The sequence below is a fragment of the Saccharothrix stipae genome, from assembly GCF_054781895.1.
Genome location: NZ_BAAGTN010000007.1, coordinates 879,945 through 906,655, shown reverse-complemented (window position 1 = coordinate 906,655; position 26,711 = coordinate 879,945). Strand labels below are relative to the sequence as shown.

The window sequence follows — 26,711 nt, the reverse complement described above, 5'->3', positions numbered from 1 at the left end:
CAGCCTGTGGGACGCTGGATCATCGAGGGGGCGGTGCATGTCGTCATCGGCGCACGTCGACGCGTTCGCGCGAGCGCTCGGCGAACTGAAGCGGGGCAGCGGCCGCAGCTACCGGGTGCTGGGCGAGCGGACCGGGTTGAGCAGGTCCGCGCTGCACCGCTACTGCCAGGGCCGTGCCGTGCCCGAGCACTTCGAGGTGGTGGCGCGGATCGCGCGGGCCTGCGGCGCGACCAAGGCCGAACTGGTCGAGCTGCACCGGCGGTGGGCGATGGCGACGTCGGAGACCACCGCGCCCCAGGACGAGCCGGTGGCCCGGCAGCTGCCCGCCGCGCCGGCCGGGTTCACCGGGCGGGAACGGGAGTTGGCGCACGTCACGGCCGCTCTCACGGCCCAGCCCGCGACCGTGGTCATCTCGGCGCTCAGCGGCGCGGGAGGCATCGGCAAGACCTGGTTGGCGCTGCACTGGGCGCACCGCAACCTGCACCTGTTCCCGGACGGTCAGCTGCACGTCGACCTGCGCGGCTTCGACCCCACGTGCTCACCCGTGCCGCCGGCGGCGGCCCTGCGCGGGTTCCTGGAGGCGATGGGCGTCGACCCGGCCACCATGCCCACCGACCCGCAGGCCCAGGCCGGCCTGTACCGCAGCGTGATCGCCGGCCGCCGGATGCTGATCGTGCTGGACAACGCCCGTGACACGGCCCAGGTCGTGCCACTGCTGCCCGGCAGCCCCACGTGCACGGTGCTGATCACCAGCCGCCGCCGGCTGACCCGCCTGGTCACCGCGCACGGCGCCCGCCAGGTCGACCTGGACGTGCTGCCCGACGACGAGGCCCGCAACCTGCTCGACCGCCACCTCGGCCCGGACCGGCTGGCGTCGGCACCCGGCGCGGTGGACGAGCTGGTCGCGTTCTGCGCCGGCCTGCCGCTGGCCCTGGGGATCGTGGCGGCCCGCGCGACCAGCCACCCCGAGTTCTCGCTGTGCGCCCTGGCCGACGAGCTGCGCGACCACGCCGGCCGGTTGGACGCGCTCAACATCGACGACGCCGAGGCCAACCTGCGGGCCGTGTTCTCCTGGTCCTACCAGGCGCTGGCCGAGCCGACGGCCACCGCGTTCGGGCTGCTCGGCCTCGCACCGGGCCGGGACATCGGGTTGCCGGCCGCCGCGGCGCTGATCGGCGTGCCCACCGCCGAGGCACGGGTGCGGCTGCGCGGCCTGGAGGCGGAGAGCCTGGTGCAGGAGCACGAGCCGGGCCGCTACCGGATGCACGACCTGGTGCGGCTGTACGCGGCCGAGCAGGCGACGCGCGACATCGCCGAACCGGTGCGCCACGAGGCGTTGACCCGGCTGCTCGACTTCTACCTGCACACCGCGTACTCCGGTGAACGCGTGCTCGACCCGCACCGGCCGTCGATCGCGATCGGCCGCCCGGTGCCCGGCGTGACGCCCCACCCGCTGCCCGACCTGGCGCGCGCGGTGGCGTGGTTCGAGGTCGAGCACGCCAACCTGATGGAGGCGCAGCTCCTGGCCGCCCGGCACGGGTGGCACACCCCGGCGTGGCGGCTCGGCTGGGTGCTGCACACGTTCCACTACCGGCAGGGGCACCGGCGGGACAACCTCGCCACGTGGCGGACCGCCGTCGCCGCCGTCGAGCACTTGGACGACCCGGGCGACCAGGCCCGCGCGCACCGGCGGCTCGGGGTGGCGCTGCTGGACGTCGGCGAGCACCGCGAGGGCCTGGCGCACCTGCACCGGGCGTTGGACCTGTTCCACCGGGCCGACGACGTCGCGGGGCAGGCGCGCACGCACGAGGCGTTCGCTGCCGCGTGGCACCAGCAGGGCGACAGCGAGCGCGCGCTGAAGCACGCGTACCAGGCGTTGGAGCTCTACCGGGGGCTGGGCGACCCGACCCGTGAGGCGAACATGCTCAACTCGGTCGGCTGGTACCACATGAGGCTCGGCGACCTCACGCGCGCGGCGGAGTACTGCACGGCCGCGCTGGAGCTGAACCGGCGGCTCGGCTACGCCGACGGCGAGGCCTACACGTTGAGCAGCGTCGGGCACATCGCCCACCGCACCGGCGACCACGCGCGGGCCGTCGAGCACTTCCGCGACGCGATCGCGGTGCTGCGCAGCCTGAACGACCGCGGTGAGGAGGCCGACACGCTGGACCTGCTGGCGCAGGCGCACTCGGCGTTGGGCCAGCACGACGAGGCGCGCGAGGCCTGGTCGCAGGCGCTGGAGCTGTACCGCTCCCAGCACCGCACCGCCGAGGTGCTGGCGATCCGGTCCCGGCTGGCCGCCGCAGACACCGTCGCCTGATCGTCGGGGGGTCGTCGGCGGCGGCAAGCCGATCAGCGACTGAGCGCGCTTCGGGTGCCGCGTGCGATCTCCAGGTCTTCGCGCGCCGTGACGACGAGGGTCCGGGCTTGCGCGACGGGTCCGGTGATGTCGGTGTCGCCGTCGACGTGCCCGTTGCGGTCCGGGTCGATCGCGATGCCGAGGAACCCCAACCTCTCCGCGGCCCGGCGGCGCACCGTGGCGGACTTCTCGCCGACGCCGCCGGTGAACGCCAGCACGTCCAGACCACCGAGCGCGGCGGCCATCGCGGCGACGCCCCCGACGAGCCGGTGCGTGTAGACGTCCAGCGCCAGCACGGCGTCCGGGTCGCCGCCGGCCGCCGCCGCGTCGATCTCGCGCAGGTCGCCGGTGCCGGCCAGCGCGGTGAGGCCGGACTCCTGCTCCAACGCGGTCGCGACCTCGTGCGGCGACAGGTCCTCGTGCTCCTCCAACCACAGCACCAGACCGGGGTCGACGGTGCCCGACCTGGTGGCCATCACCAGGCCTTCCAGCGGGGTGAAGCCCATGGTGGTGTCGATGCTGCGGCCGTCGGCGATAGCGGCCAGGGACGCGCCCGCGCCCAGGTGGCAGCTGACCAGCCGCAGGCCGGGCGACACCAGTTCGGCCACCCGGCGCGCGCAGTGGGCGTGGGACAGGCCGTGGAAGCCGTAACGGCGGATCGCGTACCGCTCCCGCCACTCCCGGGGCACGGCGTAGGTGGCCGCCGCGGCGGAGATCGTGGTGTGGAACGCGGTGTCGAAGCACGCGACCGCCGGCACGCGCGGCAGCAGCCGGTGCACCGCGTCCAGGGCCGCCAACGACTTCGGCTGGTGCAGCGGCGCGAGCGCGGTCAGGTCGACCAGGGCCTGCCGCACCAGGTCGTCGACGACGACCGGTTCGGTGAACCTGGTCCCGCCGTGCACCACCCGGTGCCCGACGGCGTCCGGCGTCGGCCAGCCCTCCAGCACCTCGCCCAGCCGCGCCGGGTCCGGCTCGACGTCGGCGGTGCGCTCCACCTCGTCGTCGGCCGCCAGCAGCCGCAGCTTCAGGCTGGACGAGCCCGCGTTGACCACCAGGACCCGCACGTCAGCCCCACGTCCACCCGGCGATCGCCGGGTCGTCCTCGCCGTGCTCACGGGTGTACCGGCGGGCGGCGGACCGGGCGTCGACCATGCGCCGGCGCACCGACGCCGCCGCGCCGCCCAACGACGGCACGCGGTCGATCACGTCCATGACCAGGTGGAACCGGTCGAGGTCGTTGAGCATCACCATGTCGAACGGCGTGGTCGTGGTGCCCTCCTCCTTGCAGCCGCGCACGTGCAGGTCGACGTGGTTCGTGCGGCGGTAGGTGAGGCGGTGGACGAGCCACGGGTAGCCGTGGAAGGCGAAGATCACCGGCTTGTCCGTGGTCTCGTTCACCACCCGCACCTTCAGGCCGGGCAGGTGTTCGCGCAGCAGCTTCGCCGCCGCCAGGGTCTCCAACGTCGGGATGTCGCCCGCGCACGCCGGCACCACGTCCGGCTCGCCCTCGGCGGTGCCCGCCCAGTCCCAGGCGCCCACGCCGCGCGCGCAGTGGGCGATCGCGGCGGTCATGTCCAGGTAGGTCAGCGCGGGCTGCTTGCCCGCCACGACCACGTTCACGTAGTGCCTGCTGCGCAGGCAGTGGTCCATTCGGCACGAGCGCGCCGTCGTCGTCGAACAGCTCCTCCGGCCGGTAGCCGCGCATCCGCTCTTCCAGCTGGGCGCGGTGACCGGCATCGGTGCGGGTGCCGGCGAGCGGGACCTGGTGCGCGCGGAAGGTGCCCTCGACCGGCCGGCCGTCCACTTCGCGCGGTCCGGTCCAGCCCTTCGGTGTGCGCAGCACGATCACCGGCCACGGTGGGCGCCGCGTGGCCGTCTTCATCTCGGCGATGTCGTCCAGCACGGTGTCCACTGTGGACGCCAGCTGCTCGTGCACGGCCTTGGGCTCATCGCCGACGACGAAGTGCGGTGTGTGGCCGTACCCGCGCAGCAGCGACGCCGACTCGTCCTCCGGGTTGCGCGCCGGCACGGTGGGGTTGGCGATCTTGTAGCCGTTGAGGTGCAGGACCGGCAGCACCACGCCGTCGCGGGCCGGGTCGAGGAACTTGTTCGAGTGCCGGCTCGCGGCCGGCGGCCCGGTCTCCGGCGCGACGTGGCTCGGGATGCCGCCGGGGAAGGAGAACTGGCGGAACAGCGCGCGCAGGCCGTCCAGGTCCTCGCCGATGGCCGGGTAGACCTCGCTGTAGGTGCCCTCCAGGTAGGCGTTCGCGACGAGCCCGGGTCCGCCGTGGCCGGGACCGGTGACGAAGAGGGCGTTCAGGTCGCGTTGCCGGATCGCCCGGTTCACGTGGGCGTGGACCAGGTTGAGGCCCGGGGTGGTGCCCCGGTGGCCGAGCAGGCGCGGCTTGACGTGCTCGGGTCGCAGCGGCTCGCGCAGCAGCGGGTTGTCCAGCTGGTCGAGGTCGTCCGCTTGCTGCCCGGTCGACGGCATGGAACCGACGCTAGCCGTGATCACCGGGTGCCGAAACTCGACCGCGTCCGCCGAGGCGTGGCGGGCGGGAACGGGTGGGGCGGGTGACGATGGGGCCCGGTCGGGCGCGGGGAGGTGCGGATGTCCGAGGTCGCCGGTGTGGGGGTGGCGCAGGCGGAGGGGTTGACCTCGGCGCAGGTCGCGGAGCGGGTCGCCGACGGGCGGACCAACGCGGTCGGCTCCCGCACCAGCCGCGGCGCCGGGCAGATCGTCCGGGCGAACGTCATCACGCCGTTCAACGGGCTGCTGACCGCGTTGTTCCTGGTCGTCCTCGCCACCGGGCGCTGGCAGAACGGCCTGTTCGGGCTGGTCGTCGTGGCCAACACGGCGATCGGCGTGATCGGGGAGCTGCGGGCCAAGCGCACCCTCGACCGGCTCGCCGTGCTCAACGCGCCACACGCCCGGGTGACGCGCGACGGTGTGACGTCCGAGATCGCGGTCGACGAGGTGGTGGCCGACGACCTGATCGGGCTGCGCACCGGCGACCAGGTCGTGGCCGACGGCGTGGTCGACGCCACCGACGGGTTGGAAGTGGACGAGTCGCTGCTGACCGGCGAGTCCGACCCGGTGCACAAGGCGGTGGGCGACGAGGTGCGGTCGGGGTCGATCGTGGTGGCGGGGTCGGGCCGGTTCCGGGCCACGGCGGTCGGCGCGGACGCCTACGCGAGCCGGCTCACCGCCGAGGCGCGCCGGTTCACCGTGGTGCGGTCCGAACTGGTCGCGGGCACGAACAAGCTGCTGCGGTGGATCTCGCTGATGATGCTGGTGGTCGGCCCGCTGCTGCTCCTGGGCCAGCTGCGCAGCGCCGACACCGACGGCTGGCAGGACGCGATGACCGGCGCCGTGGCGGCGTTGGTCGGCATGGTCCCCGAGGGCCTGGTGCTGCTCACCAGCCTGGCGTTCATGGTGGCCGCGGTGACCCTGGCGCGGCAGCGGACGTTGGTGCAGGAGCTGCCCGCCGTGGAGGTGCTGGCCCGGGTCGACGTCGTGTGCCTGGACAAGACGGGCACGCTCACGCACGGCGACATCGTGTTCGACTCGCTGGTGGTGGACGGGCCGGGGGACGAGGTCCGGGAGGCGTTGGCGTTGCTGGCGTCGGCGCCGGACGCGAACGCGACCTCCGCCGCGCTGGCCGCGTCGTTCACCTCGACCACCTGGCGGCGGACCGGCGGCGTGCCGTTCTCCTCGGCCCGCAAGTGGTCCTCGGTGGACGCCGACGGGCACGGCACGTGGGTGCTGGGCGCGCCGGAGATGGTGTTCCCGGCCGGTGGGGCGTGGTCGGAGCGTGCCGGCGACATCGCCGCGCAGGGCAAGCGGGTGCTGGTCCTGGCCTCGGCCCGCGCCCCCGCCGACGGCACGTCGTTGCCCGCCGGCCTGGCCGGGCGCGCGCTGGTCGTGCTGGCCGAGCGGATCCGCGAGGACGCCGCCGAAACACTGCGGTACTTCGCCGAGGAGGGTGTGGCGCTGCGGGTGATCTCCGGCGACAACCCGCGCACGGTCGGAGCGGTCGCGGTGGCCGTCGGGGTGCCCGGCATCTCCGCGGCGGACGAGGCGGTGGACGCGCGGACGTTGCCCGACGACCCGGACGAGCTGGCCGACGTCCTGGAGACCTCCGCCGTGTACGGCAGGGTCACGCCGCAGCAGAAGCGGGCCATGGTGGGCGCGTTGCAGCGGCGCGGGCACGTGGTGGCGATGACCGGTGACGGTGTCAACGACGCGATGGCGTTGAAGGACGCCGACATCGGCGTGGCGATGGGCAACGGCGCCGCCGCGACCAGGGCGGTGGCCCAGCTCGTGCTGCTGGACAGTCGGTTCGCGCACCTGCCCGACGTGGTCGCGGAGGGGCGGCGGGTGATCGCCAACATCGAGCGGGCGGCGAACCTGTTCCTGGTGAAGAACGGGTACTCGCTGGTGCTGGCGCTGGTCGTGCTGGTGAGCGGGCTGGCCTACCCGTTGGCGCCGATCCAGCTCACCATGATCTCCGCGCTGACGATCGGCATCCCCGGTTTCGTGCTGGCGCTCGGCCCGAACCGGCGCCGGTACGTGCCGGGTTTCCTGCGGCGGGTGCTGCGGCTGGCCGTGCCGACCGGTGCGGTGATCGGGCTGGCCGCGTTCGCCGGCGACCTGGTGATCCGCCAGCTGGACCCGGCCGGCGGTCCGGCGGCCGGGCGGACGGTGGCGACGGTCGTGGTGCTCGTCGCCTCGCTGTGGACGTTGTCGCTGGTGTCGCGGCCGTTGACCGGCTGGAAGGTGGCGCTCGTGGCCGGGCTGGCCGGGGCCGCGGCGGTGATCCTGGCCGTGCCCGTGCCGGCGGCGGACGTGTTCCTGCTCGACGTGACGCCGCAGCGGCTGCTGGTGGGCGCGGTGGTCGGCGCGGTGGCGGCGGCGCTGGTGGAACTCGTCGGCCGGCTCGTGCCGCGGCCCGGGCGCGAAGGCGGACCAGCCTGACCAGCCTGGCCGCAGCGGGGCCGCGTCACGCACCGACGGTGCCGTCGATGCCCTCGCGCAGGAGGTCGGCGTGCCCGTTGTGCCGCGCGTACTCGTGGATGACGTGGAGCATGACCAAGCGCAACGACACCTCCCCGCCCCAGCGTGCGTGGTGACCCGTGACGTCCAAGGACTCGGCCTCGCGCTCGATGCGGCGCGCGTGCTCGACCTCCGCCTGCCAGGCCTCGAAGGCTTCGGACCTGGTGGCGGTGGAGGCGTCGTAGGCGACCTGGAAGTCACCGTCGGCCGACCACACCAGCGGGACGTCCTCGTGGTTGATCACCCGGCGGAACCAGGTCCGCTCCACCTCGGCCATGTGCCGGACCAGCCCGAGCAGGGTGAGCGTGGACGGCGGCATGGAGCGGCGGCGCAAGTCCTCTGTGGACAGACCGTCGCACTTCATGGCGAGCGTGGCGCGGTGGTAGTCGAGGAACGCGCGCAACGTCTCGCGCTCGTCGCCCCGCAGGGGTGGGCCTTGGCGTTCGGTGGTCATGGGGTAGATCGTCCCCGGCGGGCTAGGGTCGGGTGCCATGGACCCGCTGGTGCCCCGGTACGGGGCCGGATCGCTCGCCGACGTCGTGCCGTCGTTGCTGGCCGGGCTGGAGGTGCCCGGGATGGTCGACGTGCTCGGCATCTCCGGACCGTCGCGGGTGTGCGTGCTGCTCGTCGACGGTCTCGGGTGGCGGTTGCTGCGCGAGCACGAGGCCGACGCGCCGTTCCTGGCGTCGTTGGCCGGGTCGCCGATCACGGCCGGGTTCCCGGCGACCACGGCGACCAGCGTGGCCGCGCTCGGGACCGGCCTGCCGACCGGTGAGCACGGGTTGGTCGGGTACACGTTCGCCGTCGACGACGAGGTGTTGGACGCGTTGAGGTGGCGCCGGTACGGGTCGGCGCGACACGTGGACCTGCGGACCGTGCTCGTGCCGGAGGACGTGCAGCCGCGGCGCACGGCGTTCGAGGTGGCCGCCGACGCGGGGGTGGCGGTGCGGCTCGTGCTGCCGCGTGACCAGCAGGGCAGCGGGCTGTCGCGGGCCGTGCTGCGAGGCGGGCGGTTCCAGGGCGTGCTCGGGTTCGGTGACCTGGTGACACGGGTGGCGGAGGCGTTGCGGTCGGCGGACCGGGTGCTCTGCTACGCCTACCACGCCGACCTGGACGCGCTCGGGCACGTGTACGGGCCGGGCAGCAAGCCGTGGCGGTGGCAGCTGCGGTTCGTCGACCGGTTGGCGGCGGCGGTGGCGGACGGCCTGCCGGCGGGTGGCGCGCTGGTCGTGACGGCCGACCACGGGATGGTGCCGGTGGCGGACCGGGTGGACTTCGACACCGACGCGGTCCTGCGCGAGGGGGTGCGGGTGCTCGGCGGTGAGACGCGGGTCCGGCACGTCTACACGTCCGACGCGGAGGCCGTGCGGGCCAGGTGGGTCGAGCGGCTGGGTGACCGGGCGTGGATCGCGTCACGCGCGGAGGCCGTCGCGGCGGGGTGGTTCGGGCCGCGCGTGGACGAGCACGTGCTGCCGCGGATCGGTGACCTGGTCGTGGCGGCGAGGGGTTCGCTGGCGGTGGTCCGATCGGAGGTCGAGACCGGTCTGACCGAGCTGGTGGGGCACCACGGCTCGCTGACGGAGGAGGAGCAGCACGTCCCGGTCCTGCGCACGACCGGTTCGGCATAGCATCACGTGTCGGCCGCCGGGGGTCGACGGCCGGGTCGACGGCCGGCGGCGGGGACGGAGGCGATGGGTGGAGGACGGGTCGCCCGTGGTGGACACGTCGGTCGCCGGGGTGGTGCAGGCCAGGTGGGGTGTCCGGCCGGAGCCCGCGATCGCGCGGTACGCGGAGCCGGGCTGGCAGCTGTCCCCCGTGCCCATCGACCGCCGGTGCCCGAAGTGCGCGGGTGAGATCCACGGCCTGTACCGCGCCCACCCGGACCGCGGCCGGCAGCAGCTCCAAGCCGCCGTGGCGTGCCCCACGTGCCCGGCGTCGTTCACGCTGCGGGAGTTGAAGCTCGCGCAGCGCTCGGTGTTGGGCGACCTGCGCCCGGACGCCGTCTCGCGCCGCCTCGCGGAGGACGCCCAGCTCGAAGCGCTGGCCAACGCCACCCACACCGTCCGCCGACCGCCGGCGAACCGCCAGGGCCGGACCGCTCCCCCGGCCCGCCGGGACGCCGGGCCCGACGAACCCCTGACCAACGAACCCCTGACCAACGAACCCCTGGCCGGCGAGTCCCTGACCCAGGAACCCCTGACCGACGAGTCCCTGACCGATGACCGCCGCACCTACCGGGACGTGCCGCCGGAGCCGGGTTCACCGCAGGCGGAGCCGGTGCGGTCGCGGCGGCCGGCACGGGAACAGCAGGAACCGCGGCGGCGCGGGCCGGGGAGCGCTGCGGGTCAGGAGCCCGGGCGCGGGGCCGGTTCCCGGAGTGAGCCGGAGGCCCCTCCGGGCGAGGTGGAGCCGGAGGCCGCGGAGGCGGAACCGACGGTGGCGCGGCCGGCGCGGCGGGTCTCCACGGTCGCGATGGCGGCCCGGATCCGGTCGATCCTCAGCGGCTCGGAGGGTGCGCCGACGACTCGCGCGGCCGGGGTGCCGGCGTTGCCGCCCGCGTTGGCGGCACTGGACGCGCGGCCCGTGTGGTGGTGCAAGACGGTCGACCCGGCGTTGGACGTGACCGCCCTGCCGGCCGGGGTGGACGCGCGGGTCGTGCTGCCCGACCGGCCCGAGTTCGACGGGTTGCGGGCGCGCCTGGGCGAGGCCGGGGTGCCGTTCCGGGCCGTCCGGCACTGGTTGGAGCAGGAGGACGTGTCCGCGACCTCGGCCGCCGCCTGGTTGTCGGACGTCGGCGGCGTGGTGCCGCAGCGGTGCGAACCGGTGGTCGGCGAGGGGGCGCGGGCGGCTCGCCTGGCCTTCGAGGTGCTGTGGGACCTGCACGAACCGGTCGACCCCGGCACCGTGCCCGACCCGGTGCCGGTCGGGCGGTACGTGCCGGCCGACTGGGCGCGGTTCCTGCCGTTCCCCGTGCTCAACCCCGCGCAGGCCCAGGCCGCGCCCCACCTGGTGGACGGCGACTCCCACCTGTTGATCACGGCACCGACCGGCGCGGGCAAGACGGCGATGGGCATGCTCGCCGTGCTCAAGGCGATCCTGCACGAGGGCCGCAAGGCCGCCTGGCTCGTGCCGCAACGCTCGCTCACCGACGAACTCGACCGCGAACTGGAGACCTGGCGCACCGAGGGCCTGCGCGTCGAACGCCTGTCCGGCGAGTACGCCGTGGACGTCGAAGCGGTCAAGGCGGCCGACCTGTGGGTCGCCACCACGGAGAAGTTCGAGGCGATCTGCCGCGCCGGCTCGCTGCAGGCCGCGCTGGGCGAGGTCGGTTGCCTGGTCGTGGACGAGATCCACCTGCTCGGCAGCCCGGGCCGGGGCGCGCTGCTGGAGGCGCTGCTCGCCCGGGTGCGCGGCACCGACTCACCGGTCCGGATCGTCGGGCTCTCGGCGACGGTGTCCAACGCCGCCGAGGTCGCCGAGTGGCTGGAGGCGGACCTCGTGGCCACGACCTGGCGGCCGTCCACGGTCACCTGGCAGCTGCCCACGATCCCCGCCGCCTCCGGCTTCACCGCGAACAACCGCCTGCGTGAGCAGGTCGTGCTCGACCTCACCCACCGGCACACCGCCGAGGGCGGCAGCGTGCTGGTGTTCTGCGGCTCCAAGCGCAACGTCCGCTCCACCGCGATGGCGATCGCCGCCGACCGGGGCGCGCCCCTGCACACCGTCGCCGCCGACGACGTCGACGGCCTGACCAAGGCGTGCGCGGAGGTCGGCGTCCGCCTGCACTACGCCGACTACGAGCACAAGCACGCCGCCGAACGGGCGTTCCGGGCACGTGAGGCGGACGTCCTGGTGGCCACCTCCACCGTCGCGGCCGGTGTGAACCTGCCCGCCCGGGCCGTGATCGTCCGGGACGTCTCCATCGGCGGCGAACCGATCGACACCTCCACCGTGCTGCAGATGTTCGGCCGGGCGGGGCGCATCGGTGCTGGTGAGACCGAGGGCTGGTCGTACCTGGTCGTCGACGAGACGCAGCGCGCCGACTGGCAGACCAGGCTGGTCGCCGGGTACTCGGTGTACTCGCGGATCCGCGACTCCCTGCCCGACCACGTGCTGGCCGAGGTGCTCCAGGGCCGGATCGGCACGGTGGACGACGCGCAGGCGTGGTGGGTGGAGACGTTGGCGCACGCGCAGGGGGACGACGACCTGGAGCCGGTGCAGGAGGCCGTGGCGTTCCTCGTGGACGAGGGTCACCTGACGTCGTCCGACGGCGGCCGGTTGGCGATCACCGAGCTGGGCCGGCTGACCGCGCGGATGATGGTGTCGACCCACACCGGGCACCGGTTGCGCCGCACGCTCGGCCTGCTGCCCGTGCCACAGGACCCGGACGAGGCGGAGAACGCGCTGAGCCTGGTGCTGTCGGTCGCGGTGCGCGACCTGGCGGGCATCCCGGTGCCCGAACCGGTGCGGCCCGCGGTGGCCACGGTGATCAAGGCGGGCGGCCGCACGTCGCAGATCACCAACACGACGTCGGTGAAGGGCCTGGGTTCGCAGACGACCACCGCGCCCGGTGACCTGGCGTGGGCGGCGCTGCTGCTCGCGGCGCGCTCGCCGCACCTGTTCGACTCCGCCGGCCGACGGGCCGGACGACGGGTGGCCGGCGGCATCCCCGTGGCCACCCTGCACCCGGTGTACGAGCAGGCGCCGAGGTTCCTGGCGTGGCTGGCCGCGCAGGGCGTGCTGGGCACCGTGCACCCGTGGATCGCCGTGGTGGCCGCCGACCTGGACCACCGCGTGCGCTGGCGGGGTCTCGCGCCGGGCCGCGGCGCGGGCCGGTTGCTGTGGATGTGCGAGGAGATGGCGACCCGCGCGCACCTCAAGGAGGTGGTGCCGGACCTGTGGCGTTCGGCGATCGCCCGGGGCGTCCGATCCCCGGACTGGCCACCGGGGCGGTCACCTGCGGGCTGCGTCCTGGACCACGCCGGTTACACCGCGTTGTTGCGCGAACGCGCGACCAGCTACGTGCTGAACGCGCACGCCGACACCGCCACGGTCACCGGGGGCACCGGCGCGACCGCGATCGCCTGGCGCGGCCGGGCCTGGACCGCGCCCACGACGTCGGCCTCGACCCTGGCGTACCCGCCGGAGGACGACGAGCAGACCGGGACGGGTGTGGCGGTGTTCACCAGGCGCGGCGACCACCGCGCCACCGGCTGGCTGGAGGCCTACACGAGCCTGCGCACGGCCGAACCCGAGCCTTCGCCGCCACCCGCGCGCACCCGCCGTGGTCTGGGCGGCGCACCTCGGTGACCCGGCTTCGAACCGCTCAACGGCGGTTCACGGCCTCCGCCACCATCGGCGCCAGGGTGCGGCTGAAGGCGGCGTTGAGGTGGTCCGGGTCGTAGTACACGGCGATGTTGCCGACCACCCCGTGGCACTTGTGCTCGTCGCAGAAGTAGTCGCTGAAGTCGGCCAACGACACGGCCGGGTTGTCGCTGGTCCTGGCGACCTCCGACAGCGGGTCCGGCGGTTGGGCGGTGCCGCGGTCCACCGCGCACGGAGCCGGGTCGCCCGGGTTCAGCGCCACGCACTGGTGGTCGCGGACCTCGCCGTTGAGCGGCGGGTCGCCCAGCACCACCACGCGCGCGCCGGCGTCGGTCCAGCGCCGCCAGCGCGGTTCGAGCCCGTCGCGGTACTGCTCGACCTGCGACCGGCCGCTGCCGTCGTCCACGAGCTCCTTGCGCGCGTAGAACGAGGTCAGCACCACCGACGGCGAGTCGTCCGCGATCACGTCGGTCATCCGCGCGGTCCAGTCGGCGCACTTGCGCTTGGCCTCGTCGGTCGCCGTGCCGCGGTAGCCGACGAAGTCCACCTCCGCGAACGGGCACCCGCCGAGGTAGGCGAGCTTGAGCACCCAGCCGTGCTCGCGAGCCAGGTCGGCCACCGGCGGCTGCCACTGCTGGGCGTGGGAGTCGCCGACGAGCCACACCGTCCGCGCGGACCCCGAGCCCCCGCTGAAGTCGCAGACCATGACGTCGGCCTCGTCCTCGGCGGCGGCGCAGCCGGGCGGCTGCTTGAAGTACTCGTTCGCCGGCCCCATGTGGACGACCTTCGCCGGTCCCAGCGGGTTCGGGCAGCCGTTGGCCGGGATCATCGCCTGGGCGCCCGCGCACGGCCCGGTGCCGTGCTCGGCGACGTCACGCTCGGCCTGCGCGACGTGCCGGCCGTAAGTCCAGTTCAGCCCGCCCGCGGCCGCGGAGACGACGACCAGGCCGACGACCATCGCGGCGAACGTACGACCGGAGCCGAGGCGGATCGCGATGCCCCGGTCCTCGACCAGCACCTTGGACAGGTAGGCCAGCACGAGCGACGCCGCGAGCACGACGAGCAGGTAGGGCGTGGTCATCCGGCCGGCCTGCAGGGCGTCACCGAACACGAACGGCGCGATCATGATCAGCGGCCAGTGCCACAGGTACAGCGAGTAGCTGATGCCACCGAGGAACTGCACCGGCGACGACGCCGTGACCGGTGCGTGCCACTGCCGGCCGGGGCGCGTCCCGGCCGCGATGACGAGCGCCGTGCCGACGGTCGGCACCAACGCCAGGTAACCGGGGAACGGCGTGCCGTGACCGTAGGCGAACGCCGACCCGAGGATCATGGCGAACCCGACGGCCGACGCGGCGCCGGACAGCCGCTTCGACAGCTCCACCCCGGTCAGCGCGACCAACGCGCCGAGCGCGAACTCCCACACCCGGACCGGCGTGATGAAGTAGGCCTGGCTCGGCTCGACCTGCGTGTAGTAGACGCTGAACGCCAACGACGCCGCGCCGACCGAGGCGATGCCGACGATCTGCGCCCGGCGCTGCCGGATCTTGAACAGCAGCACCAGCAGCAGCGGCCAGACCAGGTAGAACTGCTCCTCCACCGACAGCGACCAGTAGTGCTGCACCAGGCTGGCCGCCGCGTTGGCCGCCGAGTAGTCGACCGACTTGGCCGCGAGCAGCCAGTTCTCCCAGTACAGGGCGCTGGCGAACGATTCTGCCGCGGTCGCCTCCCAGCGCGGGTAGGGCAGCAGGAAGTACGCGGCCACGACGCTGACGACGAGCACCAGCAACGCCGCGGGCAGCAGCCGGCGGATGCGGCGGGCGTAGAAGCGGCCGAGCCGGACGCGGCCGGTGGCGGTGATCTCGCGGTCGAGGTGGGAGCTGATCAGGTAGCCGGAGATGACGAAGAACACGTCGACGCCGACGTACCCGCCGGTGAGCCCGCCCGGCCAGAGGTGGTTGACCACCACCGCCAGCACCGCGACGGCGCGCAGGGACTGGATGTCGGTGCGGAACGCCGAGGGTCTCTTGGCTTCGACGGGCGCGCGTTCCTCGATGACCGTACTCACGCTTTAGCTCGTCCCCCACAGGTGTGCCCCGACTACAGACCGTCGGCGCAGCACGGTACATCACCGCGCCGACTCGCTCCTCCAGCAGCGGCCGAGGTCGTCGTGGCCTGACAATGGTGGCCGCGCACACCGCGCCCCGCGCCTGACCGTGCCGCCGGAGTGAGGACCCCCGATGGTGAGCTATCCGCCGGAACCGTGGCAGCTGCACGGCCGGGCGTGGGTGTCGGTGTGGTTGGTGCGGGCGACCGCGCTGCCGCCGCTGCCCGTGCGTCCGGTGACGTTGTTCGGGCGGGCGGTGGTCGGCACGGCGTTCGTGGACTACCGGCCGCCGGGCATGGCCTACCACGAGCTGCTGGCGGCCGTGCTGGTGCGCGAGGGTCCGCGGTTCGGTGTGTCGATCACGCGCATCTGGGTGGACAGCCCGGCGTCCCGCGCGGGCGGGCGTGAGCTGTGGGGCATCCCCAAGGAATCGGCCGAGTTCGAGTGGGACGGCGACCTCGCGGCGTCCGCCGGTGACGCGCACGGCCCGATCGCGTCGGTCCGGGCCGGGTCACCGCGGTTCGGCGTGCGGCTGCCGGCGGCGACGTCGACGTGGCAGGCGTTCGGCCGGGGTCTGGCCCGCACCCCGCTGCGCGCCAGCGGTCACGTGGCCCCGGTCGGAGTGGTCTGGGACGTCGCACCGGCGGGTCCGCTGGCCTGGCTGCTCCCCCACCGACCACTGCTCGGACTCGCCGTGCGCGGGATGCGGATGACGTTCGGACCGCGCCGCCGTTGATCCCGGCGCTCGAACGCGGCGGGCCGGTCCGGGTGCGCGCCCGGACCGGCCCGTACCCGGTCACCCCAGCTCGCACTCGGCGAACCGCTCAAGCCCTTCCGGCTTGTCCGCGACCCGACCGATCGCCGTCTCGATCCGGTTCAACGCCGCCGTCCGCTTGCTCGCCAACGGACCCAGAATCGCGTTGTCGACGAAGTTCGGCCCACCCTGACCCTTGGTGTCCACCAACCGCTTGTTGGCCTCGTCCAACTGCTTGTCCAGGTTCGCCAACTCACGCGTGACCTCCGCCTGAGCCGCAGCAGGCACCGCGGACAACGCACCGACCGGCGACGGGCACGCGATCACCTGCTCACCGGTCGCGGGATCAGCCGCCGGGGGCAGAGTGACCTTGACGACGTCGCCGGCCTCGCCCAGCGAGCACTCGGCGAACTGCTCAAGCCCCACCGGCTTGTCCGCGACCCGGTCGACGGCGATCGCGATCCGGTCCAACGCGGCGGTCCGCTTGCTCGCCAACGGACCCAGGATGGCGTTGTCGACGAAGTTCGGCCCACCCTGACCCTTGGTGCTCACCAACCGCTCGTTGGCCTCCTTGAGCTGCTTGTCCAGGTTGGCCAGCTCACGGGCGACCTCGGTCCGCGCCGCTTCGGGCACCGCGGCCAGCGCGCCGACCGGCGACGGGCAGACGATCGCCTGCCCGGGAGGATCGTCGCCACCCGCCGTGGCGAGCGCGGCCACCGCCGTCACGACCATCGCCGCCACGCCGACCGCACCGATCACGACCGCGCGTTTCCTGCCGAGCTGAGGACGTGTGTGCCTCATGGACCACCTTCCTGTGTGGGGCCACCTGCGCGGCGGGGCGGCCCGTTCTCGTCCGGGGGTACGGGCACCCGTCGGTGGCTGTTCAGGCGTCCCGCCGACATTGCGCCGATCGGCCCGACACGTCAGGGGTTGTCGCTAGGCCGAACGCAGGAACGCGGCCAGCCCGTCGAGCAGCCGGTCCACCTCGGCCCCGGTCGAGTAGGGGGCGAGCCCGATCCGCAACCCGCCGGTGTCGCCGAGCCCGAGCCACCGGGACGTCTCGATCGCGTAGAACGACCCCGCCGGCGCGTTCACGCCCAGACCCGCCAGGTACCGGTACGCGTCCGCGGCCGCGTGGTCCGCGAACGTCACCAGCACCGTCGGCGTGCGCGACGCGGCCCGCGACCGCACGACCACCCCCGGCAGCGCGGCCAGCCCCGCCTCGACCTCCTCCCGCAACCCGTCCTCGTGCTCACCCACCGTCGTCAGCGACGCCGCGATCCGCTCACGCCGCGTGCCCGTGCCGGAAACCAGGTCGGCGATGAAGTCCACCGCGGCCGTGCAGCCGGCCAGCACCTCGTACGGCAGGGTGCCCAGCTCGAACCGCTCGGGCACGGCGTCCGACGACGGCAGCAGCTTGTCCGGCCGCAGCTCCGCCAGCACCTCCGGCCGCCCGGCCAGCACACCGCAGTGCGGCCCGAAGAACTTGTACGGCGAGCACGCGAAGAAGTCCGCCCCGATCGCCGCCACGTCCACCGGGTGGTGCGCGGTCAGGTGCACGCCGTCCACGTAGAACAGCGCACCCCGCGCGTGCACGGCGGCGGCGATCCCCGCCAACGCCGGACGCGTGCCGATCAGGTTCGACGCCGCCGTGACGGCCACCAGCCGGGTCCGCTCCGACAGCACCTCGGCCACGTCGTCCAGCTCACCGGTCGCCGGGTCGAACCCGACCCACCGCACCACCGCGCCCACCGCCTCGGCCGCCTGCACCCACGGCCGCACGTTCGCGTCGTGGTCCAGCCTGGTCACCACCACCTCGTCGCCGGGACGCCAGGTGCGCGCCACCGTGCGGGCGAAGTCGTAGGTCAGCTGGGTCATGCTGCGCCCGAACACGACGCCCTCCGGCGGTGCGCCGAGCAGGTCGGCCATCGCCCGGCGGGCGTCCAGCACGATCGCGTCGGCCGCGCGTTCGGCGGCGGTCACCACACCACGGTTAGCCAGGGACGAGGTCATCGCGCCGCGCACCGCGTCGGCGACGGCGGCGGGCACCTGCGAGCCACCCGGCCCGTCGAAGTGGGCGGTGCCGGTGGCGAGGGACGGGAAGCGGGCGCGGACGGACTCGACGTCGTAGGTCATGGCACCACTGTGACCGCCGATCCACTTGGGACTCCAGTGGTCCGCGTCACGTCCACCCCTTGACATTGGTCCAACCATTGTCAACGCTTGTGGAAGCGCTCTCACGGATGAGGCCGACGGGTCTCGCCGTCGCGCGCGCCCTCTCGGTCGCCCTGAACCGGCCGGGAGGTCGGATCAGCCCCTGCACCGAGGAGTCGCACCCATGCGCACCCTGACGAAGTGGTTGAGCGCCTTCGCCGCGCTGGCCACGTCGGCGTCCCTGGCCGCCGCCACACCGGCCGCCGCCGTCGGACCCGACCTGCTGCCGATCACCGTCACCAACGACAGCGGCCGGTCCGAGGCCGTCCACCTGTACGTGCTCGGCACCGACATCCGCCCCGGCGGGCGGCTCGGGTACGTCAACCAGGCGGGCACGTTCACCCCGTGGTCGCCCGGCGCCAACCCGCCCGTGCCCGCGCCGGACGTGTCGATCGCGGGCCCGGCCAACGGCGGCAGCGTCACCCTGCGCGTGCCCCGGTTCATCTCCGGTCGCGTCTACATGTCGTTCGGCGAGAAGTTGAAGTTCTTCCTGACCCCCGACGGCCTGGTGCAGCCTGCGCCGTGGGCGGAAGGCGACCCGAACCGCGACATCCTGTTCGACTGGAGCGAGTTCACCTACAACGACGCCGGCCTGTGGCTCAACAGCTCGCAGGTGGACCAGTTCGCCGTGCCGCACGCGGTGACCGTGACCGGCGCGAGCGGCGTGACCAAGAAGACCGGTGAGCTGGTCTCCAACGGCCGCGAGAACGTGATCAACGGTGTGCGCAACCAGCCCGGCTGGGCGAACACGATCCGCACCCGGGCCGACGGCACGGTCGTGCGCGTGCTCGCGCCGGGCAAGGCGGCCGACGCGGGCCTGTTCGACCGCGCGTACCTCGACCCGTACATCACGCAGGCGTGGAACGCCTACAGCACCAAGACGTTGACCGTGGTGCCGTTCGGCGACCGACCGGACGTCCGCTACCTCGGCCGGACCTCCGGCACCACCATGACCTTCACCGACTCGTCGGGCAGGCAGGTGGCGTCGTTCGCCAAGCCGTCCACGTCGAACGTGTGGGGTTGCGACGGCGCGTTGGCGGCGCCCAACGACCAGGTCGTGGGGCCCATCGCGCGGACCCTCTGCGCGGCGCTGCACCGGGCCACCCTCGGCACGATCGACACCCAGCCCGGCGGCGGTCCCGCCGACTTCTACCGCGGTTCGCTGACCAACCACTACTCGCGGCTGGTGCACCAGAACATGGTGGACGGCAAGGCCTACGGGTTCGCGTTCGACGACGTGCAGGCGCAGGAGTCGTTGGTGCACGACGGTGATCCGCGTGCGGCGGGGATCGTCCTGACCCCGTTCGGCGCGGGCGGCCCTCCCCCGGCCGGGCCCGCCGGGAGCATCGTCAGCGCGTGGCACGGCAAGTGCGTCGACGTGCCGAACTGGAACTTCGCCGACGGCCAGCGCCTGATCGTGTGGGACTGCACCGGTGGCACGAACCAGCGGTGGGAGGCGACCGGGGGGACGCTGCGCACGCAGAACGGGATGTGCATGGACGTGGCGTGGGGCTCGACCGCGAACGGCGCGCCGGTGCAGATCGCGAGGTGCAGCGGCAACGCGGCGCAGCAGTTCGTGCTGACCGCGGCCGGTGACCTGGTCAACCCGCAGGCGAACAAGTGCGTCGACATCGCCGACTGGAACCCGGCCAACGACGCGGTGCTGCAACTGTGGGACTGCGGCGGGACGGCGAACCAGAAGTGGCGACGCGGCTAGCGTGGCGACGCGGCTAGCCTGGCGGTCGTGATCGAGTCGACCGCGGAGCTGACCGACGAGCTGACCGCAGAGCTGGTCGTGGACGGGCGGGTGCCGCGTTCGCCGGCGTTGTCACCGGACGGTCGGTGGGTCGCCTACGCGGTCGTGCCGGTCGGTCGGGCCGGGGAGCACCCGGTGAGCGAGCTGTGGTTGGTACCGGCGGACGGCGGTGGTCCGCCTCGACTCCTCACCGGGTCGTCGGAGGTCGACGAGTCACGTCCGCGGTGGTCACCGGACTCGACGGCGGTCTACTACCTGTCGGACGCGGCGCGACGCGGGTGCCCGCAGTTGCGCCGCGTCGGGGTGGAAGACGGTGTGGTGGCGGAGCTGACCAGCCGGCGCCGGGGCGTGCTCGACCACCTGCCGCTCGCCGGTGGTGCGGCGGTGGCCGTGATCGCGTACGACGAGCCGACCGAGGAGGACGACCGGCGTGCCGCGGCACGTGACGACGCGTGGGTGTGGGGCGAACAACCCGACCCGGCCAGGCTCCACGTCATCGACCTGACCACCCTCGTGCCGCACACCCCGGCTGGCCTGGGCGATCGGCACGTGGTCGAACTGGCCGAACGTCCCGGCGGCGGTCCGCTGGCCGTGCTGACGTGGGCCACGCCGGAGATAGACCCTGGTTCACTCCACCCCGCGCTGCACCTGGTGGTCGACGGTCAGGCTCACGACCTGGGTCCCGCGCACGTCGAAGCGACTTCGCCGGTGTGGTGGCATGATGATCAGGGATGGCGACTGGCCTACCTGGCCACGACCCCTCCGGGCCTGGTCGGAGGTCGCGCGGTCTTCGACCTCCCCGTGCCAGGCCACCTAACTCAATCGGGTGATCCTCAAAGTTCCATCAAAGAAAGCGCTGTTATTCGCAACCTCGAACGTCGGTTGAAACAACGAGGCCGGCAACCAACCCCCGTCCCCCAACCCCAACCAACCCCGCCCCACACAACCCCGCCCCACCCCGACCTGACCCACCGGAACCTGACGGCCGGAACCCCGACCTGCCCGACCGAACTGACCCAGGCCGGCCGAGCAGTGATCGCACTGTTCGCGAACGGCCTCGACACCACCGTCCACACCCTGACCCCGACCGGCTTCCAGGAACTGACCCACCTGACCGGTCATGCCGAACACCTGACCGCGAGCGCCGCGGCCACCACTGGCACCGCGCCCACCCCGAGCGCCGCAGCCACCGCTGGCGCCGCGCCCAGCGGGCCCACCGCGAGCGCCGCGCCGTCCGCCGGGATCCAGCACACCATCGCCGCCGTCGTCAGCACCGCCTACAGCGCCGCAGACGTCCACGCCGGCTCGCTGGCCGGCCCAGCCGCCGCGCCACTCACCGCGCCACCGATCGGCTCGCCCGCCGGCACACCCACGACGCCACCCACCGGACCGTCCACCGGGCGATCCACCGGGCCACTCACGGGGCCGGCCGCCGGGCGATCCACCGGGCCGTTCACGGGGCCACCGATCGGCCCGCCGGCGGCCCTGTCCGCGACCGCGCACGCGACGCCACCGGCTGGGGTGTCCATCGGCTCGTCCGCCGCATGGTTGCGTCGCCTCAGCCGGACCAGGCCCGAGTTGGACGCGGTTCGCTGGGCGTCGCGCGAACGGCTCGCCTATCGCGCGCACGACGGGCTCGCGCTGGACGGCCTGCTGCTCCTGCCACCGGGCCGCACGCGCACCGACGGGCCGTTCCCGCTCGTCACGCTCATCCACGGCGGCCCGTACGACCGGTACTCCGACCGGTTGGAGCTCGCCTGGTACCCGTCCGGCCAGTGGCTCGCGACCGCCGGCCACGCGGTGTTCCTGCCCAACCCGCGCGGCAGCATGGGGCGGGGGCACGGGTTTGCCTCGGCGGTCGCGGGGGCGGTCGGGTTGGCGGAGTGGGACGACGTCGTGACCGGGATCGACCTGCTGGTCGCGGACGGCGTGGCCGATCCCGATCGGCTGGGGATCGGTGGCTGGAGCCACGGCGGGTTCCTGGCCGCCTGGGCTGTCGCACGGACCCGCCGTTTCCGGGCCGCGCTGGTCGGGGCCGGGATCAGCGATTGGGGGATGCTCGCGGCGACCGGCGAGTACGGGGCGTTCGAGGCGGCACTGGCGGGCAGCGGCGGGTGGGAGGGCGTCGGACCCCACCCGCACGACCGGCTCAGCCCGATCTCGCACGCCGCGCACATCCGCACGCCGGTGCTGATCCTGCACGGCGCGAACGACACCAACGTGCCGGTCTCGCAAGCCGAAGCCCTGCACCGCGCGCTGCGCCGGTTCGAGGTCGAGCACGAGTACGTCGTCTACCCCCGCGAGAACCACTCGATCCGGGAACGCGCGCACCAGCTCGACGTCCTGCGCCGCAGCCGGGCCTGGTTCGACCGGTGGCTCGCGCCGGATGACGGGCGCCAAAACACCCGCTAAGTCCATTGTAGACAGACAACGCGGGTCACAGGTACTGGTGGAACCACCGGCCCGCCAGGTAGGAGACGTCGTCCAACGCGCCCGGCTCCTCGAACAGGTGCGTCGCCCCCTCGACCACCTCGACCCGCCACGTCGCCACCAACTGCCCGGCCGCCGCGCGGTTCAGCTCCAGCACCTGCTCGTCCCGACCACCCACCACCAACAACGTCGGCGCACGCACCCGCGCCAGCGCACCACCCGCGAGATCCGGCCGCCCGCCGCGCGACACCACCGCCCGCACCAGGTAGGTCCCGGCCGCCGCCACCAGGGCCGCCGCCGCACCGGTGCTCGCGCCGAACAACCCGATCGGCAGCCCCCGCGTCGGCCTCGCCCGCGACGTCCACTCCACCGACGCCGCCACCCGCTCCGCCAGCAGCCCGATGTCGAACCGCAGCTGCCCCGTGACGCGGTCCTCCCGCTCCTCACGCTCCGTCAACAAGTCCAGCAACAGGGTGGCGAACCCGTCCCTCCGCAGCGATTCGGCCACCACCCGGTTGCGCGCGCTGTGCCGCGAACTGCCCGAACCGTGCGCGAAGACCACCACCCCGACCGGATCGTCCGGTACCCCGAGGTCAGCGGCCAGGTCGACGCCCCAGGCGTCGACCGACACCGGCATCGTGCCGCTCCGCGTCATGTCTCCCGGGGTTCACCGGCGCACGCGTGGGCAAACGAACCGCGCCCGACGCGGATACCCGACGCCCGGCGGGTAACCCATCAGTGTGCCCGGCCGGCACGGAAGGAGTCACGATGGCCGACGAACGAGCGCAAGCCGACCGAGGAGGACCGATGTCCGAGCAGCAGGAGGCGTTCGAGCCGCAGTGGGACACGGTGGACGAGCGCAATCGAGGAGGCGCGACCGGGACGCCGGGCCCGCAGTACGTCGGAGCGGACGACGACGGCGACTTCACCGACGACGAGCCGACGGCCATCGCCGGCGAAGCGGGGTCGACCTACCTCCTCGGACCCGAGGACGCGGCCATGCACATCGAGGACGAGGAAGGCCGACCCACCGAATGACCGAACGACAGGACGAGTGACCAGAGATCACGACAGACGGGCGATGTGATGACGGACGTCCCAGACCGGATCAGGTGACATTTCCCCGGTCGGGGGATGCTCCATCGGGCACCGGGTGGTCTGCCTAACCTCCGGCCGTGCCTGAGAAGCCCGAACAGCCCGAGAGGCCCGACACCGCCGTCACGCTCACGCACCGGGCGATCGCCGTGCGCGGTGCGGACCCGGACGCGGCCCGCGCGTTGCTGGGCGTGGCGCTGGCCAAGGACGCCGGGTACGAGCCGGCCTGGCGCTGGCTCGCCGAACTGGTCACCGACGACGCCGAGCGCCTGTTCTGCCTGGACCGCGCCCACGCGATCAAAGCCGACCCGGCCACCGACCGCGCCCGGCGTGCGCTGCGCGGCGTCCGGCCGGTGGCGCCGCACGAGGCGCGCGACGTGGTCGAGCCGCCGCGACCGGACCCCGTCACCCCCGCCCCGAAACGACGCCTCCGGCGCAGGTCGCTGGTCGCGGCGGGCGTGGTGGCCCTGGTGACGTTGACGTCGGTCGGCGTGTGGACCGCGACCGGCCAGGCGGGTGGCACTCCCGTGCACGTCGCCCTGGTCGCGGGCCTGACCGGACGCGACCCGGCCGCCGCGGCCCACCTCGAACGCGGCGTGCGGATGCGCCTGGACGACGTCAACGCCGACGGCGGCGTCCAGGGCCACCCGGTGGAACTGCTGGTCTACGACGACGCCGACCAACCCGACCGGGCCGCGCGGATCGCCGAGGAGATCGTCCGCGAGAACAGGGCGCTGTACGTCATCGGGCACGGCGTCACGGCCACGTCCCTGGCCGCCGCCCCGGTCTACCGCGCGGCGGGCATCCCCGCCATCACCCCTTCGGCCAGCGGTTCGGGCGTCACCGACGGCAGCGACTGGTACTTCCGCAGCATGTTCGGCGACCGCACGCAGGGCGACTTCCTCGCCACCTACGCCGCCGAGGTGCTCGGCGCCGACGAGGTGGCGGTGGTCTACGACGACACCGAGTCCGGTCGCTCCGCGCAGGCCGCGTTCGCCGAGTCCTACCGCCGGTTCGGCGCGGTCGTCGCCGCCCTGCCCGTCACCGACGACCCGCAGGCCGCCGTGGACCAGGTCAAGGCGCTCTCCCCCGGCACGCCGGTGCTGCTCGCCACCGAGGAGCGCAACGGCGTCGCCCTGGTGCGCGGCCTGCGCGGCGCGGGTGTCGACGCGCCGATCATGGGCACGGCCACCCTGGGCACCAAGTCGTTCCACGACGCCCTGGGTGGCGTGACGCGTGATCTGCACCTGGCGACGCCGATGGCGCACGACTCGCTGTCCGGTCCCGCGCTGGCGTGGGCCGAGGGCTTCCAGCAGCGGTACGGCGAACGCCCGCGCTGGCACGCCGCGACCGCGCGGCAGGCGCTCAACGTCGGCCTGCACGTCGTCACCGCGCACGGCGTCGGCCTCGACCCGGCGACGATCGCCGACGACCGCCGGCGGCTGCGTGACGGCCTGGCGGCGTTGAAGGACAAGAAGAACGCGTTCCCGGCGCTGCTGGGGCCGCTGTACTTCACCGCCAACGGCTCGGCGCAGATGCCGGTGTCGTTCGTGACCAGCGACGGCTCGCGCCTGGTGTCCGCGCCCGTGCAGCTGACGATCTACGAGCCGCCGACGCCCCAGGCGTTGGCGGCCGGGCTGGCCGCGGGCACGGTGATCGCGATCGGGGACCGGTACCTGACCCGGCGGCAGGTCGTGGCGACCGGCATCAACCTCAACGAGGTGCGCGACCTGGACACCCGCGACGGCACCTACTTCATGGACTTCTTCCTGTGGCTGAAGTACACCGGCCCGCACTCGGCGGCCGACGTGCAGTTCGTCAACGCGGTGAAGCCGGACCTGAAGCTGGGTGAGCCGCTGCGCGACGTCACCGGCGCGGACGGCACCTACCGGCTGTACCGGGTGGCGGACCGGTTCAAGAACGCCTTCGAGTTCCGCAGCTTCCCGTTCGACCACCAGCACCTCAAGGTCGTGCTGCAGAACCGGACGCGGACGGCCGACGAGGTGGTGTACGTGACCGACCGGGAGATCCTCGACCAGCCGGCCGAGCACCACTTGCGCAGCGGCGCGGACGCGGAGGCGTCGATCAACGACATCCCCAACTGGCTCGCCACGTCGGCGAGGTTCTTCCAGCGGACGGTCGGCAGCAGCGACGCGCTGGGCGACGAGTCCGCGGTGGGCACCGCCGCGGGCATCTACTACAGCCAGTACACCGGTGAGGTGGAGATCGTCCGCGACACGCTGCCGTTCCTGCTGAAGAACCTGCTGCCGCTGTTGCTGCTGATCTGCGTCACCTACCTGTCGTTGTTCTTCAAGGCCTCCGACGGCACGGCGCCGGTGTCCATGGGTGTCACCGCGATCCTCAGCACGGCCGTGCTGCTGAACAACGTGACGTCGCAGCTGCCGTCGGTCAGCTACACGGTGGCGCTGGAGTGGGGGTACTACGCGTTCATCCTGCTGGCCGCCGGGTGCGTGCTGATCGCCATGCTGCGCAAGCGGTTGGTGTCGGTGCAGCGCGACGAGGCGGAGCGGCGGCTGGCGCGGGCCGCGCGCATCGGCTACCCGGCGTGCCTGCTCACGGTGCTGGTCACGTACCTGGTGGCGTTCGCCTAGCGGGAGTCCCACCAGTCGAGCACCCGCGTGCCGTACAGGGTGAGCCACTTCGACGGCTCGCCCGCGGGCACGTCGACCTCGAACCACACCCGTCCGGGGTGGCGGCGGGCCTGGAGCCAGGTGCCGTCGGGTTGCCTCCGGGCGCGGACGAGTTCGATCGCGTCGGCCAGCCGCGGGTCGGGCGTCGTGCCGTCGACGAGCGCGGCCTGGCGGAAGTACTCGGCCGCGTGCAGCACGTTGTAGAACCAGCGGAAGGGGTAGGAGAAGCGGTCCACCCACGGCGCCACGGGTTCGCCCGTCGAAAGCCGGCGGAACAGCCCGCGGCGCAGCAGGTACTCCTCGCCGGCGCGGCGGGCGGCGCGGGTCGCGTCCGTGCCGCCGGTGGCGGCGTCGTAGGCGAGGAGTCCGGTGAGGGAGTTGAGCGTCGAGTGGAACGACGACCGGGTCGAGCCGTCGACCCACTCGCAGTTCCAGCCGCCGTCGGGCAGCCGGTGTTCGACGAACCAGTCGACCACGCCGGTGATGTCGTCGATGTCGGCGCCGAGCCACAGCCCGTTCGCGACCGTCCACGCGTTGATGCAGCAGTCGACCTCGCCGCCCCAGTACGGCAGGTCGTCGTACTCCCAGCGGCTGTTCTCGGCGATGAGCTCGGCGGTGCGGCGTTCGCGCAGCACGGCGGGGTCCAGACCCCACTCGCGCAACGCGTTGAGCGACCACGTCGTCGCCGTCCAGGGCTGCCCGGCGCCTTCGGCCGCCTCGGGGCCGTGGAAGTCGTGGCCCGCCGGGAAGTACGCGCCGCCCGCCCACTGGCCGTCCGGGTCCTGGAGGGCGAGCAGGCGTGCGCCGAAGCCCTCGGTCGCGATCTTCGCCCGGGTCGCCCGCCAGACCTCGGGCGGCGCGCCGACGAGGTCGCGCTCGACCTGCCAGCGCAGCGCCGGATCGGACTCCAGAAGCCACGGGATCGTGGTCGTCATGGCGACGATCCTAGTCCTGCGCCCGGGAT

16 protein-coding genes and 1 pseudogene are annotated in these 26,711 nt (G+C 73.5%); 9 read left to right on the top strand and 8 right to left on the bottom strand.

What is annotated here, in order from left to right; all coding sequences use genetic code 11:
* The first annotated feature begins 37 nt into the window (after positions 1 to 37).
* On the top strand, positions 38 to 2,320 hold the full coding sequence (locus ACYVLT_RS16715; protein WP_461121102.1) for an ATP-binding protein: 2,283 nt from the start codon (positions 38 to 40) through the stop codon (positions 2,318 to 2,320).
* Between the two features lie 32 nt (positions 2,321 to 2,352).
* On the opposite strand, the gene ACYVLT_RS16710 is transcribed toward ACYVLT_RS16715, so the two are convergent.
* Positions 2,353 to 3,423, bottom strand: coding sequence for an acetate/propionate family kinase (locus ACYVLT_RS16710; RefSeq protein ID WP_461121101.1), 1,071 nt, complete (start codon positions 3,421 to 3,423; stop codon positions 2,353 to 2,355).
* A 1-nt stretch (position 3,424) separates the two neighbouring features.
* Positions 3,425 to 4,811: pseudogene (locus ACYVLT_RS16705) on the bottom strand (phosphoketolase family protein); the annotation flags it as partial.
* A 159-nt stretch (positions 4,812 to 4,970) separates the two neighbouring features.
* Between ACYVLT_RS16705 and ACYVLT_RS16700 the strand changes: the two are divergent.
* A complete protein-coding gene (locus ACYVLT_RS16700; RefSeq protein WP_461121100.1) occupies positions 4,971 to 7,337 on the top strand; it encodes an HAD-IC family P-type ATPase in 2,367 nt (788 codons plus the stop codon).
* A 25-nt stretch (positions 7,338 to 7,362) separates the two neighbouring features.
* Here ACYVLT_RS16700 and ACYVLT_RS16695 read toward each other — a convergent pair whose 3' ends face one another.
* Entirely contained in the window at positions 7,363 to 7,869 is a 507-nt protein-coding gene (locus tag ACYVLT_RS16695) for a DinB family protein (RefSeq protein ID WP_461121099.1), read from the bottom strand.
* A 37-nt stretch (positions 7,870 to 7,906) separates the two neighbouring features.
* Between ACYVLT_RS16695 and ACYVLT_RS16690 the strand changes: the two genes are divergently transcribed.
* Positions 7,907 to 9,043, top strand: coding sequence for an alkaline phosphatase family protein (locus ACYVLT_RS16690; RefSeq protein ID WP_461121098.1), 1,137 nt, complete (start codon positions 7,907 to 7,909; stop codon positions 9,041 to 9,043).
* Between the two features lie 67 nt (positions 9,044 to 9,110).
* On the top strand, positions 9,111 to 12,725 hold the full coding sequence (locus ACYVLT_RS16685; protein ID WP_461121097.1) for a DEAD/DEAH box helicase: 3,615 nt from the start codon (positions 9,111 to 9,113) through the stop codon (positions 12,723 to 12,725).
* Between the two features lie 16 nt (positions 12,726 to 12,741).
* Here the strand turns inward: ACYVLT_RS16685 and ACYVLT_RS16680 are convergent, their stop codons facing one another.
* Entirely contained in the window at positions 12,742 to 14,808 is a 2,067-nt protein-coding gene (locus ACYVLT_RS16680) for an acyltransferase family protein (protein WP_461121096.1), read from the bottom strand.
* Positions 14,809 to 14,980: 172 nt separating this feature from the next.
* Between ACYVLT_RS16680 and ACYVLT_RS16675 the strand changes: the two genes are divergently transcribed.
* Positions 14,981 to 15,583, top strand: a complete 603-nt coding sequence (locus tag ACYVLT_RS16675; protein WP_461121095.1) for an acetoacetate decarboxylase family protein — start codon at positions 14,981 to 14,983, stop codon at positions 15,581 to 15,583.
* Positions 15,584 to 15,643: 60 nt separating this feature from the next.
* On the opposite strand, the gene ACYVLT_RS16670 is transcribed toward ACYVLT_RS16675, so the two are convergent.
* Both ACYVLT_RS16670 and ACYVLT_RS16665 read right to left on the bottom strand, forming a co-directional pair.
* Complete coding sequence (locus ACYVLT_RS16670; protein WP_461121094.1) at positions 15,644 to 16,402, bottom strand: hypothetical protein; 759 nt, start codon at positions 16,400 to 16,402, stop codon at positions 15,644 to 15,646.
* Positions 16,403 to 16,537: 135 nt separating this feature from the next.
* On the bottom strand, positions 16,538 to 17,737 hold the full coding sequence (locus ACYVLT_RS16665) for a cysteine desulfurase-like protein (RefSeq protein WP_461121093.1): 1,200 nt from the start codon (positions 17,735 to 17,737) through the stop codon (positions 16,538 to 16,540).
* A gap of 202 nt (positions 17,738 to 17,939) precedes the next feature.
* Between ACYVLT_RS16665 and ACYVLT_RS16660 the strand changes: the two genes are divergently transcribed.
* Entirely contained in the window at positions 17,940 to 19,532 is a 1,593-nt protein-coding gene (locus tag ACYVLT_RS16660) for a beta-1,3-glucanase family protein (protein WP_461121092.1), read from the top strand.
* Positions 19,533 to 19,559: 27 nt separating this feature from the next.
* The gene (locus tag ACYVLT_RS16655; protein ID WP_461121091.1) at positions 19,560 to 21,983 is read left to right on the top strand and encodes a S9 family peptidase; all 2,424 of its coding nucleotides are present in this window, start codon (positions 19,560 to 19,562) and stop codon (positions 21,981 to 21,983) included.
* A gap of 25 nt (positions 21,984 to 22,008) precedes the next feature.
* Here the strand turns inward: ACYVLT_RS16655 and ACYVLT_RS16650 are convergent, their stop codons facing one another.
* On the bottom strand, positions 22,009 to 22,656 hold the full coding sequence (locus ACYVLT_RS16650) for a dienelactone hydrolase family protein (RefSeq protein ID WP_461121090.1): 648 nt from the start codon (positions 22,654 to 22,656) through the stop codon (positions 22,009 to 22,011).
* A gap of 152 nt (positions 22,657 to 22,808) precedes the next feature.
* On the opposite strand from ACYVLT_RS16650, the gene ACYVLT_RS16645 reads away from it, so the two are divergent.
* Positions 22,809 to 23,039: a hypothetical protein gene (locus ACYVLT_RS16645; RefSeq protein WP_461121089.1), complete on the top strand. Its 231-nt coding sequence runs from the start codon at positions 22,809 to 22,811 to the stop codon at positions 23,037 to 23,039.
* 137 nt (positions 23,040 to 23,176) lie between these two features.
* Positions 23,177 to 25,708: an ABC transporter substrate-binding protein gene (locus ACYVLT_RS16640; RefSeq protein ID WP_461121088.1), complete on the top strand. Its 2,532-nt coding sequence runs from the start codon at positions 23,177 to 23,179 to the stop codon at positions 25,706 to 25,708.
* Here ACYVLT_RS16640 and ACYVLT_RS16635 read toward each other — a convergent pair.
* A complete protein-coding gene (locus ACYVLT_RS16635; RefSeq protein WP_461121087.1) occupies positions 25,705 to 26,682 on the bottom strand; it encodes a prenyltransferase/squalene oxidase repeat-containing protein in 978 nt (325 codons plus the stop codon). The two genes, ACYVLT_RS16640 and ACYVLT_RS16635, sit on opposite strands and share 4 nt — an antisense overlap.
* Positions 26,683 to 26,711 lie beyond the last annotated feature (29 nt).

Excerpts from the sequence above, each read along its gene's own strand:
- ACYVLT_RS16715 (WP_461121102.1), top strand. The coding sequence starts at position 38 with ATGTCGTCATCGGCGCACGTCGACGCGTTCGCGCGAGCGCTCGGCGAA.
- ACYVLT_RS16700 (WP_461121100.1), top strand. The coding sequence starts at position 4,971 with ATGTCCGAGGTCGCCGGTGTGGGGGTGGCGCAGGCGGAGGGGTTGACC.
- ACYVLT_RS16695 (WP_461121099.1), bottom strand. The coding sequence starts at position 7,869 with ATGACCACCGAACGCCAAGGCCCACCCCTGCGGGGCGACGAGCGCGAG.
- ACYVLT_RS16690 (WP_461121098.1), top strand. The coding sequence starts at position 7,907 with ATGGACCCGCTGGTGCCCCGGTACGGGGCCGGATCGCTCGCCGACGTC.
- ACYVLT_RS16675 (WP_461121095.1), top strand. The coding sequence starts at position 14,981 with ATGGTGAGCTATCCGCCGGAACCGTGGCAGCTGCACGGCCGGGCGTGG.
- ACYVLT_RS16670 (WP_461121094.1), bottom strand. The coding sequence starts at position 16,402 with ATGAGGCACACACGTCCTCAGCTCGGCAGGAAACGCGCGGTCGTGATC.
- ACYVLT_RS16665 (WP_461121093.1), bottom strand. The coding sequence starts at position 17,737 with ATGACCTACGACGTCGAGTCCGTCCGCGCCCGCTTCCCGTCCCTCGCC.
- ACYVLT_RS16660 (WP_461121092.1), top strand. The coding sequence starts at position 17,940 with ATGCGCACCCTGACGAAGTGGTTGAGCGCCTTCGCCGCGCTGGCCACG.
- ACYVLT_RS16650 (WP_461121090.1), bottom strand. The coding sequence starts at position 22,656 with ATGACGCGGAGCGGCACGATGCCGGTGTCGGTCGACGCCTGGGGCGTC.
- ACYVLT_RS16645 (WP_461121089.1), top strand. The coding sequence starts at position 22,809 with ATGTCCGAGCAGCAGGAGGCGTTCGAGCCGCAGTGGGACACGGTGGAC.
- ACYVLT_RS16635 (WP_461121087.1), bottom strand. The coding sequence starts at position 26,682 with ATGACGACCACGATCCCGTGGCTTCTGGAGTCCGATCCGGCGCTGCGC.